The organism is Segatella sinensis (assembly GCF_040095255.1).
Classification (GTDB): Bacteria; Bacteroidota; Bacteroidia; order Bacteroidales; family Bacteroidaceae; genus Prevotella; species Prevotella sinensis.
The window spans coordinates 66,241-80,197 of the sequence record NZ_JBBNGE010000009.1; the positions used below are offsets into that span (position 1 = coordinate 66,241).

General features: G+C 46.1%; 14 protein-coding genes. 5 read left to right on the forward strand and 9 right to left on the reverse strand.

Translation table 11 applies throughout. The features are described from left to right. Positions 1 to 4 precede the first annotated feature (4 nt). Positions 5 to 397 (forward strand): (deoxy)nucleoside triphosphate pyrophosphohydrolase, encoded by a 393-nt coding sequence (locus AAAT87_RS04230; protein WP_349225730.1) that lies wholly within the window; start codon positions 5 to 7, stop codon positions 395 to 397. Positions 398 to 416: 19 nt separating this feature from the next. Next, positions 417 to 1,190, forward strand: coding sequence for an HNH endonuclease (locus tag AAAT87_RS04235; protein ID WP_349225731.1), 774 nt, complete (start codon positions 417 to 419; stop codon positions 1,188 to 1,190). Between the two features lie 190 nt (positions 1,191 to 1,380). Here the strand turns inward: AAAT87_RS04235 and AAAT87_RS04240 are convergent, their stop codons facing one another. The 5 genes from AAAT87_RS04240 to AAAT87_RS04260 form a co-directional block, all read right to left on the reverse strand. Beyond that, entirely contained in the window at positions 1,381 to 1,524 is a 144-nt protein-coding gene (locus AAAT87_RS04240; RefSeq protein ID WP_349225740.1) for a HepT-like ribonuclease domain-containing protein, read from the reverse strand. Positions 1,525 to 1,566: 42 nt separating this feature from the next. Beyond that, entirely contained in the window at positions 1,567 to 1,863 is a 297-nt protein-coding gene (locus AAAT87_RS04245) for a nucleotidyltransferase family protein (RefSeq protein WP_349225732.1), read from the reverse strand. A gap of 143 nt (positions 1,864 to 2,006) precedes the next feature. Further along, positions 2,007 to 2,258 (reverse strand): hypothetical protein, encoded by a 252-nt coding sequence (locus tag AAAT87_RS04250; RefSeq protein ID WP_117588197.1) that lies wholly within the window; start codon positions 2,256 to 2,258, stop codon positions 2,007 to 2,009. Between the two features lie 14 nt (positions 2,259 to 2,272). Further along, entirely contained in the window at positions 2,273 to 2,530 is a 258-nt protein-coding gene (locus tag AAAT87_RS04255) for a DUF3791 domain-containing protein (RefSeq protein ID WP_118190665.1), read from the reverse strand. Positions 2,531 to 2,580: 50 nt separating this feature from the next. Continuing rightward, the gene (locus AAAT87_RS04260) at positions 2,581 to 3,048 is read right to left on the reverse strand and encodes a DUF6575 domain-containing protein (RefSeq protein ID WP_295023945.1); all 468 of its coding nucleotides are present in this window, start codon (positions 3,046 to 3,048) and stop codon (positions 2,581 to 2,583) included. A gap of 1,408 nt (positions 3,049 to 4,456) precedes the next feature. Between AAAT87_RS04260 and AAAT87_RS04265 the strand changes: the two genes are divergently transcribed. After that, positions 4,457 to 4,963: a very short patch repair endonuclease gene (locus tag AAAT87_RS04265; protein WP_349225733.1), complete on the forward strand. Its 507-nt coding sequence runs from the start codon at positions 4,457 to 4,459 to the stop codon at positions 4,961 to 4,963. 96 nt (positions 4,964 to 5,059) lie between these two features. On the opposite strand, the gene AAAT87_RS04270 is transcribed toward AAAT87_RS04265, so the two are convergent. Further along, positions 5,060 to 5,812 (reverse strand): NigD1/NigD2 family lipoprotein, encoded by a 753-nt coding sequence (locus AAAT87_RS04270; protein WP_428848561.1) that lies wholly within the window; start codon positions 5,810 to 5,812, stop codon positions 5,060 to 5,062. Positions 5,813 to 6,008: 196 nt separating this feature from the next. Here AAAT87_RS04270 and AAAT87_RS04275 point away from each other — a divergent pair, with 196 nt between their 5' ends. Together AAAT87_RS04275 and AAAT87_RS04280 are read left to right on the forward strand one after the other, a co-directional pair. Continuing rightward, positions 6,009 to 7,145: a metallophosphoesterase gene (locus AAAT87_RS04275; RefSeq protein ID WP_296972850.1), complete on the forward strand. Its 1,137-nt coding sequence runs from the start codon at positions 6,009 to 6,011 to the stop codon at positions 7,143 to 7,145. A gap of 334 nt (positions 7,146 to 7,479) precedes the next feature. Further along, a complete protein-coding gene (locus tag AAAT87_RS04280) occupies positions 7,480 to 8,085 on the forward strand; it encodes an epoxyqueuosine reductase QueH (RefSeq protein WP_428848562.1) in 606 nt (201 codons plus the stop codon). A 48-nt stretch (positions 8,086 to 8,133) separates the two neighbouring features. Here the strand turns inward: AAAT87_RS04280 and AAAT87_RS04285 are convergent, their stop codons facing one another. From AAAT87_RS04285 to AAAT87_RS04295, 3 genes are all read right to left on the reverse strand, one after another. Beyond that, complete coding sequence (locus AAAT87_RS04285; RefSeq protein ID WP_089542867.1) at positions 8,134 to 9,798, reverse strand: formate--tetrahydrofolate ligase; 1,665 nt, start codon at positions 9,796 to 9,798, stop codon at positions 8,134 to 8,136. Positions 9,799 to 9,884: 86 nt separating this feature from the next. Beyond that, entirely contained in the window at positions 9,885 to 12,251 is a 2,367-nt protein-coding gene (locus AAAT87_RS04290) for a beta-galactosidase (RefSeq protein ID WP_349225734.1), read from the reverse strand. Between the two features lie 119 nt (positions 12,252 to 12,370). Continuing rightward, entirely contained in the window at positions 12,371 to 13,930 is a 1,560-nt protein-coding gene (locus AAAT87_RS04295) for a glycoside hydrolase (RefSeq protein WP_295023962.1), read from the reverse strand. Positions 13,931 to 13,957: the final 27 nt, after the last annotated feature.

Genomic DNA, 13,957 nt, shown 5'->3' on the forward strand with positions numbered 1-13,957 from the left:
GACAATGAAACATTATAATGTGGTAGCAGCCGTTGTTTGCCATAATGGCAAGTACCTCTGCATGCAGAAAGGCAAGACGAAGTTTGAATATACCAGCTATAAATGGGAGTTTCCTGGTGGCAAGATTGAACCTGGGGAAACTCCTCAACAGGCATTGGTTCGTGAGTTGATGGAGGAAATGGAGTATCCTGTAGAAGTAGGAGAGGAGTTGGTGACCGTGAATCACGAGTATCCTGATTTTTCGATAACCATGACTGCTTATCTGTGTACTCCAAAAGCTGAGGCTGATGGGTTCAAGAGAAGGGAGCATGCTGATAGCAAATGGTGCAGCCCTGTAGAGTTGAAAAATCTCGACTGGGCTGCAGCGGATGTTGAGGTAGTGGAAAGTATCTTATAATATTAAACGCAAGTTGATTATGAAAAAAGGAACACCTTGGACAAGAGATGAGTACATTGTAGTACTGAATCTCTATTATAAACTTCCATTTGGAAAACTCAATCGAGGAACCAAAGAAGTGAAGGAGTTAGCTGCATTGATGGGTAGAACAAATAATTCTGTCGCTATGCGGTTATGTAATTTTGCGGCTTGTGATCCATATATCATCTCAACTGGACGTCATGGTCTGGAGGCTGGTAAAATACAATGTCAGCCCTATTGGGATGAATTTTATAATGATCGTGAAACCTTACTCTTTGAGAGTGAGAAGATCCTGGCAAAACTTGAAAATTCGTCTATTGAAGAAAAGTTTGTAGCTGAGTTAAAAGATATAGAAAAATTGCAGGGAGAAGACAAGATTAGAGCTGTAAAAACAAGGGTAAATCAGTCGGTATTTCGTTCTATTATCCTCTCAAATTATTTAGGGAAATGTGCTCTTACGGAGATAGATGTTCCCGAACTTCTAGTGGCAAGCCATATCAAGCCTTGGGCTGTGGATGAAAAGGAGCGATTGAATCCTTCAAACGGAATTTGTTTGTCCTCGCTTTATGATAGTGCTTTTGATAAAGGTTTGATAGGTTTCGATCAAGAATATAAGGTTATTCTTTCGCCACGTATTTTGGAGCAAGAAAGTAAGGGCTATTTTGAAAAATATTTTGGTAGTATAAATCACAGGCAATTAGTGCTACCTGCTGAACATATGCCAGATAAAACCTTTTTGGAATGGCATATGGATGCAATTTTTCAAAGGTAGTAAGTATATTGACTAAACATATGAAGCTTTTGCCCTTACAGGGCGCAAGGCTGATTGCTCTTATACCCAGGGCGTTACCCTGGGCTAGGTGCTTTTGCCCTTTCAGGGCGTGCTGCTTGCGGGTTACTTATGGCGTTAGAGGCTTCTGTCCCTCAGGGCGTGTGGGGGTAGGGAGGTTACTATACAGACTTTAGAATTTTGATATAAAATAATTTATAGCTGCTAGTAAGTCATCGAGATTATTCTTGATGACGTCGAACACGATGTCTCCATCAATATCAAAATAGCCATGTGCTATATGGTTGCGAATGCCAATAACATCTTGCCATGGTATTGTTTAATGGCTTCCTTAATTTGTATTAAGGTTCCAATAATTCTATTTGATGATGTATATTCCGTCATGTTCTATTTCTTTAAGGAGGAATGGATTGATATGTTTGTGCAATCTTACAATGTCAACAGAACATTCCAGCAGGTTTTCTAGAAAAGGTTTCAGTCTTACTACAAGGAACATTTTCGGTTCCATATCTACGCATATATCAACGTCACTACCTTCTTTCTGTTCGTTTCTAGACACAGAACCGAAAAGGCGTAATGATTTAATGCCAAAGTTCTTTTTTAGCTCTTCGGCATGAGAAGTAATGAGGGCTATGTATTCTTCTCTTGTCTTCATTTTAGTTTTCTTGTTTTTGAATGCTTTTGCCTTTACAGGGCGCAAGGCTGATTGCTCTTATACCCAGGGTGTTACCCTGGGCTAGGTGCTTTTGCCCTTTCAGGGCGTGTGGGGGCTAGGATTCTAAAATATTTAAATGCGGCTTAGTACCCTCTCTGCTTCTCGTAAATGAAATCATCGGCGATGTAGCCATTGCTCATGAGATACAGGCCGGTGCGCTTATCGTGGAGTTGGGCACAGGTCTTGCTGCGATAGAAAAGATCAAGAGCCAGAGCTGGAGAAATTTCCAGGCGCTGTGATAACTCGTATGCTACGCCACCTATCTGATAGCTGAGAATCATTTCTTGAATCTCTGGTGTCTTGGTATTGATCTGTTTATATTTTTTCTGTTCCATTGAATATTAAGTATTTATTGATGAGAAGCTTTCTTCTCCCAATTAGTTAGACACTCAATGACATCTTCTATAAGATACTCTCGACTTTCGGTGTGGAGCGTATCGTAGTGGGGCAGAATGAATTTGTTGATTAAATCAACCTTTCTCATTCTTTCGTATATTTCAATATATGGCACCCCGAGCTTTCTTGCAGCTCCCTCAACGCATGACGCTGCGAAGGCGAGCTTGATTTCTTCTAGGGGTAATTGTATTCTGTTGTTTTCTTGTTTCATTTTTCGTCCTTTCCTCTTAATCCTACAAAGATAATGCAAAAATAAGAAATCTAAAGTACTGCAGCACAAACCTTGCGGAACCAGTCGAGTTTCTTACCGCTCATTTCTGCTATGGATAAGTTCTCCTTGTTCACGTCTTCTGGCTCAAATTCATAATAAGAATCCTCGGCTGGAAGATAATCTTCAGGAAGATCTTCTATGGAGTGGGCCTGGAAATTGTGATGATTGCCTTCTTCATCTATGTCAACAGTATATACAATGTCGTCTAATGGCGAACTTAATACGTTACGCAATGTTTGCTTTTTATTCGTGTACTTTTGTATATTATCGTAATCGGTTCTGATGAACATCCAGCGATTGTTTGTATCATCTTGGTCTATCCAATAGAAGAGATAATTGTCACCTTTGTTGGTTACGTAGTGTGACAACAATGGTCCATCGAAATATATAAGATCGGCCACCTTCTTGAATTTGTCGAAGTTGCGCTTCTTGATGCAAATACCTTTTATTGTTTTCATAATTTTCCCTCCTCTAGTTTAAATGTTTTGGATAAGTCCCATACAACTTCGGGCATCTTTAGTCCTTGTTGTATCAATGCGTCTATTTCTGCTTGATACTTATATGTTCCCATCTGATTATAATTTTTATACGCTTGCAAAAATAAGCAATATTTCTCTTTTATGCAAGTTTTTAAGCTTTTTCTTTTGTGTTTTTGTGAGAAAAGATTAATTTTGTATCGAATGGAGTGATTAGATTAAAAAAAAGATGTCTGGAAGTATTGTACCTGAATTTTGGTGATTTGAAAGCTTTTGCCCCTACAGATCGCAAGACTGATTGCTCTTATACCCAGGGTGTTACTCTGGGCTAGGAGCTTCTGCCCCATTATCAAGCTGCTTAAAGAATATAAAGATAGTACTTGCAATCTTAAGTTACTAAATGGTGAACAGCGGGGTGAACACTTGCCCAAAGTATTCACCTTTTCGGCTTCGGGGGTGAACCCTAGTAAAAAGAACTTTGTATATACAGCGCATGCTAGAAATATAAGAGTCTATATTATAATGGGTTAGGGGCTATATTTAACACATTATTAACGCTAAAGGTTGGCATCGGGGTTCACCCTTCACCGAGTTCATTGCCAAGTGTTCACCCTCACTCTTATTTGGAGAGCGTTGCAAACAACAGCAAGCCCCAGCAGAATACCGCCCCCGACCTACCCTTCTAGGGGTGGGTAGGGTAAGTCTGGCGTAAACAAGATAGTTACGATAGCTAAGTATCATGGTTACGATGGCTAAGTATCATACTTATGGAGCATAACCCTAATAGATATTTCTCTTGACACGAATTCTTATCGGTTTTTTTGAACACGAATTGCACGAATTACACGAATAAGGGGCTTGAGAACGAAAAAATCGCAAGTCTCAAAAGATTCGTGAGATTCGAGAGATTCGTGTTCGTTCAATCCCCTGCAAGTATCCTATATTTTCTTCCATTTGGGAGAACCCTGATATTTATCAGTGATAATCGATGAGTATCGTGGAGCAACATTGAGAATCGGTGAGTTGGGAATGAGAAATGTTGTATCTTTGCATTGTGATTCCGAAAGAGAAGTCCCACACGGATCTCATGGATCCCACGGATTCTCTTCGTTGCAAGCTACGGTCTTATACACATCAACTCTCACAAAGAAAATCTGTGATAATCTGTGTTATCTGTGGGAAAATTAAACATTCAACATCATTAGTGTCCAATAAAAATTGGACACGTTAATTAATTAATCAAATAGCCAGCTCAAAATCATATTTAAGAAATATTTCTCTTTCATGAAAGTTTTTGGGGGATTTCTTTTGTGTTTTCGTGAGAAAAGATTAATTTTGTATCGATTGGGGGGATTAGATTAGAAAAAAGATGTCTTAATAAATAAAGCGTATGCCAGATAAAATGACCATAGAACAGCGCCACAATAATATGGCGGCAATCAAGGGCAAGGATACCAAACCGGAGATTCTTGTTAGGAAGTTCCTGTGGGCTAGGGGATTCAGGTATCGGCTCAATCATCCACGGTTGCCGGGAAAACCGGATATTGTGCTCAGAAAGTATCGTACCTGCATTCTGGTGAATGGATGCTTCTGGCATGGACATGAAGGATGCAAGTATTATGTGGTGCCGAAATCGAATACCCAGTTCTGGCAGGATAAAATCAGGAGGAACCGGGAACGGGACCATGAGGTGCTGCATCGGTTGGCAGAAATGGGATGGCATACCATCGTCATCTGGGAATGTGAACTGAAACCGGCTGTCAGGGAGAAGACGCTGGAGTCGCTTGCCTTTACGCTGAACCATATCTTCCTGGAAGATCATCATATCAGAAGATATGAATTGCCGGAAGAAAAACCGACAATGGTGGCGGAGCCGGATCCAAGGCATCGTGAATAGTACCATCTCTGCTTTTGCTTCGATAGCATAAAAAATCCCCTGATGGATTCTCTGAAGAGAAGCATCAGGGGATAGGCGTTTTACTTTATCTGTCTTTTACTTAATAGCCTTGCTTGTCTGGCTGTAACCGTCCAGCTGCTTGGCATTGGTGATTGCCTTGCGCGAACAGTAGTTGAAATCTACCTTCTTGTCACCATTGCTCGACTTCCAACGGATGGTGAGCTTCACAGTCTTGCCATTGGTGTCTGGCAGGGCATCGTTGAGGTTGAAGGCTACCAGGGCATCGCCTACACGGTACTTGGCATCACCATTCTGATTGTGACGAAGCTCTACCTCGTATGGATTCTCTGGGTTTACACCGGTGAGAAGGTTGATGATGTGTGGCTTCTGACCGCCCCATAGAGCACGGAAGCGGAGAGTGAGATAACCATCCTCGGCTACTGTTACCCAATCGCGAACGATATCTACCTCATCATTGCCATACTTCGCATCGTTCTCTGCCGGAGTAGAGAGATAAGGTGCTGGCTTCTTGGTGAGAATGCTGTCAATCCAGTTGACATATACTACCTGAGAATACTTGTCGCTCTTCTCATCGGTAGCTGTATAGTTGACGAGTGCTCTAACTTCCTTGCCATCAAAGACTGGAGTCTTGAGGTTCTTGGCGAGCAATGTGGTGTTGTCATCCAACTGCAGGTAGCAGGCATCTGCATTCTGCTTGACAGTTACTAGGGCATTAGGTAAAACCTGATCCCAGTTGGTATCATCATCAGTATCACATGACTGGAAGGTGAATGCTGACATCAGCAGGGCTACTGCGAGCCCGATTTTCTTAAAATTGATCTTTTTCATAACTTTTTCTTTTTAAATCTTTCTGTCTATAAAATGCCCGAAGATGCGAAATCTTGCTTCTGATTTGGCAAAAGAAAGTTAAATGTAATTTTGAGATTCCCATTTATTTTGTAGTGTCTTCAATTTACACTACCTTTGCAGAAAGTTGTTGCGCCCTGACTGGGGATGCAGCGAATAGCTTAATAGAAATAGGTAGATGAATAAGGTTATCAAGAAGTTTTTCAGATCACTTATGTATATAGTAGGCATCGGAGCTATGACACTGGTGCCCGATACCTGGCTGTGGCATATCGGAGTGGGAGAGTGGCCTCTGCCGCTAGCCATCCTCTGGTGGATTCCCTCTCTGCTCATCATCCTGGCTGAGGTGGGACTGCAGTTGGGCAAGTTTCATCGCATATCGGTGAGAGTGCTTTTCTCTCTCATCCTTTTCTCTGTGATGCCGAAGGTGGTATTCATCCTCTTCGAATTCCTCATGCCTTGGTTCTTCGCCATTCTGCCTGCCCTGGCGGTGATGGGATGGTTCCTCTATGGATTCGTGGAGGGATGGAAGCGACTGGAGGTGAAATACGTGACTTATTCTTCTGCCGACCTGCCTCCCTACTTCGATGGCTATAAGATTTTGCATTTTACGGATCTGCATCTCGGTACCTTTCCGAAGGGTGCCGACTTTGTGAGAAAGGTGGTGGAGAGAGCCAATGCTGAGGGGGTGGAGATGATGCTCTTTACCGGCGACCTGGTGAACAATGCTGCCGATGAGGTGGAACCTTATGTGGAAGATCTGAAGAAGCTGCATGCTCCTGATGGTATCTTCTCGGTTTGGGGTAACCACGATTACTGCGAATATAATACCAACCATAGTCTGAGTGCTTTGAGAAAGAACCGCCGGCTCCTCTTCCAGTTGCAGAATGAGATGGGATGGCATCAGCTGATGAACGAGCATTTTACGGTATCGCACGGTATGGCTTCGATAGAAATCATCGGTGTGGAGAATGCCGGACAGCCTCCGTTTACCAATCGCAGTAACCTGAAGAAGGCGATGAAGGGAGTGGCGAAGGATGCTTTCAAGATAGTGCTTACCCACGATCCGCACCATTGGAGAAGGGAAGTACAGAAGACCGGAGTTCATCTGACCCTGGCGGGACATACTCATGCCGGACAGTTGAAGATAGGTAACTTCACTCCTGCCCACATGGCTTTCAAGGAGTGGGGTGGAGAATACTGGCTGGGCAGGCAGCTGCTCTATGTTTCTGCCGGATTGGGCGGATCATTCCCTTTCCGACTGGGTGCCTGGCCGGAGATGACGGTCATCACCCTGAAACGTGATTTGGGTTAGAAAACAGACTGGTAGTCAGACATCTCACAGTTCCCGAAGAATTGAATAAAAACGTTAATTTGCTGATGCAAACTGTTAAGTTTTGGTTAAAAAATCGATATTTATTCATTTTGATGAAAAATTATCGCTTAAAAATTTGGTAACTCAAAAATTAATCGTATCTTTGCATCAGTTTTCGCATATATTTGGGCAAATGGGGGGTGTCGAGAGACTGTACTCCATTTGTTTTTTTACCCAAAAAGCGAAATCCCGCTTTTTCCGCTCACTTTATCATAAGAAATAAGCAAGGTATTCGCCAAGAATACTCACCATAAAGTTTAAAGTTCAAAGTAAAATGAAGATTCCCGTAGAAGAACAATATAAATTCGTGAAACTTACTCTCCCGGATGGAAGCAAGGCTGAAGGAATGTCGGTGTTGCTGCATGCCTGTTGTGCACCCTGTTCATCGGCTATCGTAGAGTGTATGCTTCGCAATGGCATGAAGCCAACCGTGTATTTCAGCAACAGCAATATCTATCCGCAGCAGGAGTTCGATATCCGCAAGCACGAGCTGATGAGATTCCTGGAGGTGCAGCAGGTGCCTTATGTAGAGGATGAGTATGACCATGAGGAGTGGCTGGCTACCATCAGGGGATTGGAGAAGGAACCGGAGCGGGGAAGCCGCTGCTCGGTGTGTTTCCAATATCGTCTGACCCATGCTGCCAGGTATGCCCAGGAACATGGATTCCATCTGCTTACCACCACGCTGGCTTCATCGAGATGGAAGAACATCAAGCAGATAGATGCCGCAGGACATATTGCGGTAGAAGGATGCCCGGATGTAGAGTGGTGGGATATGAACTGGAGAAAGGGCGGTTTGCAGAACCGGCGAGGAGAATTGCTGAAACAGAATGAATTCTATAACCAGCTATATTGCGGTTGTGAATTCAGCATGAGATAAGATTAAAAAAGGCTGCTTCCCGAAGCGGGAAGCAGCCTTTTATCGTATTTATGAAAGACCTGTAATCTCACCATTCACCACATCGATGCGCTCAGCCTGTGGGCTCTTTGGCAAACCTGGCATACGCATGATAGGACCCGCGATGACTACGATCATCTCGGCACCCATATTCACGGTGATGTCGCGAACGTGGAGCTCGAAACCTTCTGTAGGACCGTATGCCTTGGCATCGGTAGAGAAGCTATACTGAGTCTTGGCGATACAGATAGGGAACTTCTCGGCACCCAACTTCTTGATTTCCTCGATCATAGACTTGGCAGAATCGCTCAAGGTTACGCTGCCGGCACCATAGAGGTTGAAGGCAACATCCTCGATCTTCTTCTCTACAGGCTCATCGTCATCATAAGTGAAGTAGAGAGGAGCAGATGGATGCTCATCAATGGTCTTCACAACGAGCTCTGCCAACTCCATTGCACCCTTGCCACCTTCGGCGAAGGCACTGTTGACAGCGAATCCGCAGCCCATCTCCTCGCAGTGCTTGCGCAATACCTCGATTTCCTCATCGGTATCAGTAGCAAACTTATTGAAGGCGATGACTACAGTCTGACCAAAGCTCTGGAGATTCTTCACATGCTTGTCGAGGTTCCAATAGCCAGCTTCCATACCAGCAACGTTTGGCTTCTTGATGTCTTCCTGAGCTACGCCACCATGCATCTTCAATGCCTGGAGAGTAACGACGAGAACAGTAAGGTCTGGCTGCAAACCAGTCTTGCGGCACTTGATGTTGTAGAACTTCTCTGCGCCGAGATCAGCACCGAATCCAGCCTCAGTGATGGCATAGTCGCCATATTCGAGAGCTGCTGCTGTAGCCATCACAGAGTTACAGCCATGAGCGATGTTGGCGAAAGGACCGCAGTGAACGAAAGCAGGAGTTCCCTCTGTGGTCTGAACCAGGTTTGGCTTCAGGGCATCGAGGAGGAGGGCAACAATACTGCCACCTACACCCATATCCTTGACGGTGAATGGCTTGTCATCCTCAGTGATACCCAGGAGAATATTGTCGATGCGACGGCGGAGGTCGTCAACACTTGTTGCAAAACACATGATAGCCATGATTTCTGAAGCTGGAGTGATATCGAATCCTGCCTCTGTCTCGATACCGTTCTTATCACCGATACCGGTGATGATGCGGCGGAGACCACGGTCATTCACATCCATCACGCGGCGCCAGAGAATCTTCTTGAGCTTGAAGCCTTCAGCTTCGTGCTGGAAACGGTAGTTATCGAGCAGGGCAGCAATCATGTTGTTAGCCTCTGTGATAGCGTGGAAGTCGCCAGTGAAGTGAAGATTGATCTTATCCATAGGCAATACCTGGGCATAACCGCCGCCGGCAGCACCACCCTTCATGCCGAAGCAAGGTCCGAGAGATGGTTCACGCAGGGCAACGACAGCTTTCTTGCCAATCTTCTGCATACCGAGGGCGAGACCTACAGATACGGTGGTCTTGCCATTGCCTGCCTTGGTAGGGCTGATAGCAGTGACGAGGATGAGATGATGGTTCTTAAACTTGTTGGTGTCGATCTTGTCCGTAGTAATCTTAGCGATGTAACGGCCGTAGTTCTCTACTTGGTCTTCATGGATTCCAAGTTCAGCTGCAACCTCATTGATGGGGCGCAATTTTACTGATTTAGCTATTTCAATATCTGTCAACATAAAAAATGTATTTGTATTTTGCTGCAAAGATACGCAAAAGTATTCACATAATGGCATATCAATGTATAAAAAAACAAAAAGTCATTCTATTTTCTAACGTAGAGCTTAAAGCCCTTGACGCTGCCCGGTGCCCCCTGCTCGGCACGTGGCAGATACTCGAAGGCTGAAATGGTAACCTCCTTACCCATATCCACGATTCCCAGATGTGGGAAGTTGGCGCCCTTCTCGGTCTGCCAGTAGGTGCTTTCCTGGAGGTCGAACATCTTGTCGAGAGTTGAGTTACCCTTCTCGCTGTCAGCGTAGTAAGCCACCCAGTTGTTGCGGTCGATGCGGTTGCCCTGTGCATCCTGGAGATAAACCTCGGCGATGGCAATCTGGCTGTCACCACTCTGGCTGCTCTCTGCCTGGATGGCGAAGTAGCGACCGGTTACAGGCTTGTCGAGCTTGATGGTCTGCCAGCCGTTGCCAGCCTTGAACTCGCCCTTCAATACAGGAGTCTCTGAATTGAGATCCATGCGATGACCTGGTTCGTTGTGCTTGTTGCTCTTTTCGAGATTCAGCTTGTCTAGCTCTGGATGATCCTGGCAGAAAGCGGTAGGAGCCACGGTAGAACCTGGCTTTCCTGCTTCGCCCTTAGGACCTACAACGTCGAGAACAATCACCTCGTTCTTGCCCTTCTTCAACCAGCAACCAGGGAGATACAGGGTCTGCTGAGGACCAATCTGCCAGAAGCGGCCGAGGGCATGCCCGTTGACATAAACCTGACCTTTGCCGAATGCCTCCATATTAATAAAGGTGTCGCCCACCTTCTTCAGGTTGAAGTAGCCGCGATAGTAACCCGCCTTGGTCAGGAGACCACGCATCTTGTTGGTTGGCATGGCGAGTGCATTCACAGCTGTCTGGTAATCATCAGCGATGCTGCTGTTGTTCCATCGGGTAGGGGTGAGGGCAAGTTCGCAATCCTCTTTCTGTGTAGTGAGGGTTACGTTGCCGATGATACCCTTGTAGTCTTTGATGGCACGACCGAAGTTGATTCTTCCCATACCTTCTACCACGATGGTGAGCTGTGCACCCTGTGGCATGGCTGGCAATTCGAGTGATTTTTCATTCTTCACACGGTCTATCTTGCCTACATATTTTCCGTTCACATATACCTGGGCAAAGTCGTGGAACTCGCCGGTCAGGGTTGATGTACCTTCGATGGCAGGAACGGTAGTCTCGTAAACCATGGTACCCCATCCCATATCCATATCCTCGAAGCACTGAGGAGCATGGGTTTCCTTCGCCTTTCCGATACCATAGCTCAAAGGCTTGTATTCGGTAAACTTGAACTCTGGCACCTTGATGATCTGCATCGGAGCCTTAGGCACGGCTGGCAACTTCTTGCCGTCGTTGTATTTCGCCATCATCTTCTGGAGTTCATAGAACTTTGGCGTAGCCAATCCCCATTCATTGATAGGGGCATCGTAATCGTAGCTGGTTACGTCTGGCTGGAAACCAGGAGAGTTGGCACCTGCCCAATGGCCGAAGCTGGTTCCGCCGTGGGTCATATAGAGAGAGAAGCTGATGCCTTTGCTAAGCATCTCGTCCATTCCTTCTACCATATCCTTGGCAGGACGGGTCTCGTGGCGGGCTCCCCACTTGTCGAACCAGCCGCTCCAGAACTCTGAGCACATCTTAGGAGCATTCGGACGAACCTCACCAAGACGCTTGAACTGCTGGTCGATGTTGGCACCTGTACCGAAGTTCATGGTCCAGGTCAGGTCATCGAGACCATTGTTCAGGAAGTTGGATGACCAGTCGCACTGGAAGAGGCTCACCTTATCAAATCCGCTCTTGCGGACGATGTCGCGGATGGCACTTACGTATGGCTTGTCCTTACCGTAAGAACCATATTCGTTCTCCACTTGAACCATGATGATAGGACCACCATTCTGGATGGTGAGTGGAGCCAGCTGCTTGCCCACTTCCTTCTCGAAGATTTCTACTCGCTGTATGAAGTAAGGATCCTGCTCACGCAGACGGATATCCTTCTTCTTGAGGAGCCACCAAGGCAGACCACCCATTTCCCATTCTGCACAAACGTATGGACCTGGGCGAACGATGACATACATGCCGTTCTTTTGGGCGAGGCGGCAGAAAGCAGCCACATCGTTATTGCCTGTGAAATCGAACTTGCCTTCCTCCTGCTCATGGATATTCCAGAATACATAGAGGCAGACGGTATTCATTCCAAGAGCCTTGCACATCTTGATGCGATGCTCCCAGTAGGCACGAGGAATACGAGGGTAGTGCAACTCGGCAGCCTTAACCACGAAAGGTTTGCCATTGAGAAGGAATGTCTTGTCGCCGGTAGTGAAGGTGCCACCTTTTTGTGCCGCCATCATCTGAGCCGGTGCCAGTGCCAATAGTGAGGCAAAGGCTAATGTCTTGATTGAAGTTGTTACTGTCATTATACTTATTTTTTTAGTATTCTTGATAAAACATTTGCAAAGATAACGGAAAATCTCCTTTATGAAGGATAAAAATCGTTCAATAAAGGGGATTTTTCGTTAAAAAGACACTATTTCAATCATTTTTGCATAAAAGTCGTAATGCTTCGTGGAGCCAACTGCGTAGTTCCATCGCAACTTCCAACAGGCGCTAAACTCTCGGCAGAGATGTCACTGGTACGATACATCTGCCAGTTTTTCTGCTCATGATTATCGAGTTGGAAGTTGACAGGCTTCACATCCTCAGAATAGTTGATTGCCACAATCACCCATTTGCCGTCGGCATTCTGATAGGCAGAACACATTACTCCGTAAGGGTCGTTGTAACCTTCCTCTATCTGCTTTCCGTCGGCAGAAGTTGTAGCGATATCGAAGCGCTGGGCACCTGGACGGATAAAGCGAGAGTAGTTGCCGAGTGCCCACATCAACTTGGAATCTACTGCCCAGCCGCTCTTCCATCCATCCTTGCTGTAGATGCGGATGAGTCCATCGCGGTAGTCACCGCCTGCAGAACGCCACCAGCTCCAGCTCTCGGCATTGGCATATACCAGGTCGTGATGGATGACACGAGCCACATAGAGGGCTGTCTTCATCGAGAAGTCGTAAGGAGTTCCGCCACCAATCTCCTCGTCGTTGCCCATGATGCAGAGTTCTGTTTGCCAGAACTTGATGTTCTTCTGCTTACACGCTTCCCTAATCTTCATTCTGATTTCTCTCATGTATGGGATAGGGGTATTAGTCCAGTAGCTATGAGCACCGATGAGAGGGAGGAGTTGCTTGGTCTTGCCCAGATAGGTCTGCGTACTGTCCTTGGTGAAGAAGGAGTTGATTTCGTATCCTCGCTGCCAGTCGGCCATGTGGGTGCCAAGCATGCAGCGATAGTCGCTCGACTCATTGATGAGAATCTCGGTGTTGAGCTTGTTTTTTACCAATGCTTTGCTTACCTCCTTTGCCACCTTGGCAAACTCGCGGTTGGTGGCTGGGGTTCCTTCCTGCTTCGGTCCTGTCCAGTTCCAATGTCCATCCGGCTCGTTGATAGGGCTGATGTAGTTGAAGTGGATGCCATCGTGCTCTTCGATGCCTTTGAGAGATGTGGCGATGAACTTTCCGAATTTGCCGTAGCAATCATCCTTCAGATTGATGGTGCCGCCGCGCCCTGTGTTGGTTGCGAGTCCATTCTTGGTATAGAACACGGGTGCTGAGTTACAGAAGGCGAGGAAATAAGGCACACCTCTCTGCTTGGCGAGCTTGAGGAACTTGCGCTGTCCAGCCTGTTTGCTCCAGTCGTAGGTGCCGTCAGCATTGAGAAAGCATTGGGTTCTTGTGCCCGGCTGAATCTGCGAAGCCTCTCCCTGTTCCTCGCTTCCGGCTCCCAGATTGAATCGCCAGATAGACAAGCCGATGCCTTTAGGTTTGCCTAAGGCATCATTCTCGGTAGAGAAGAGCCAGTCGGCAATCTGCTCCTGCTGTTTCTCTGACCATAGACCGAGAAACTGCATACTCCATGCATCGCTGGCACCGAAGTGCTGGATGTGCTGCTCCGGGCTTTGGGTAAGGATGGTATAACGGGTTGTTCCTTCCTGTGCTGCCTGCATGTTGATGCTGGCGATGAGCAATGCAGATAAAGCACCGTATTTCATATAATTATGTGCCATAATAGAATTTTA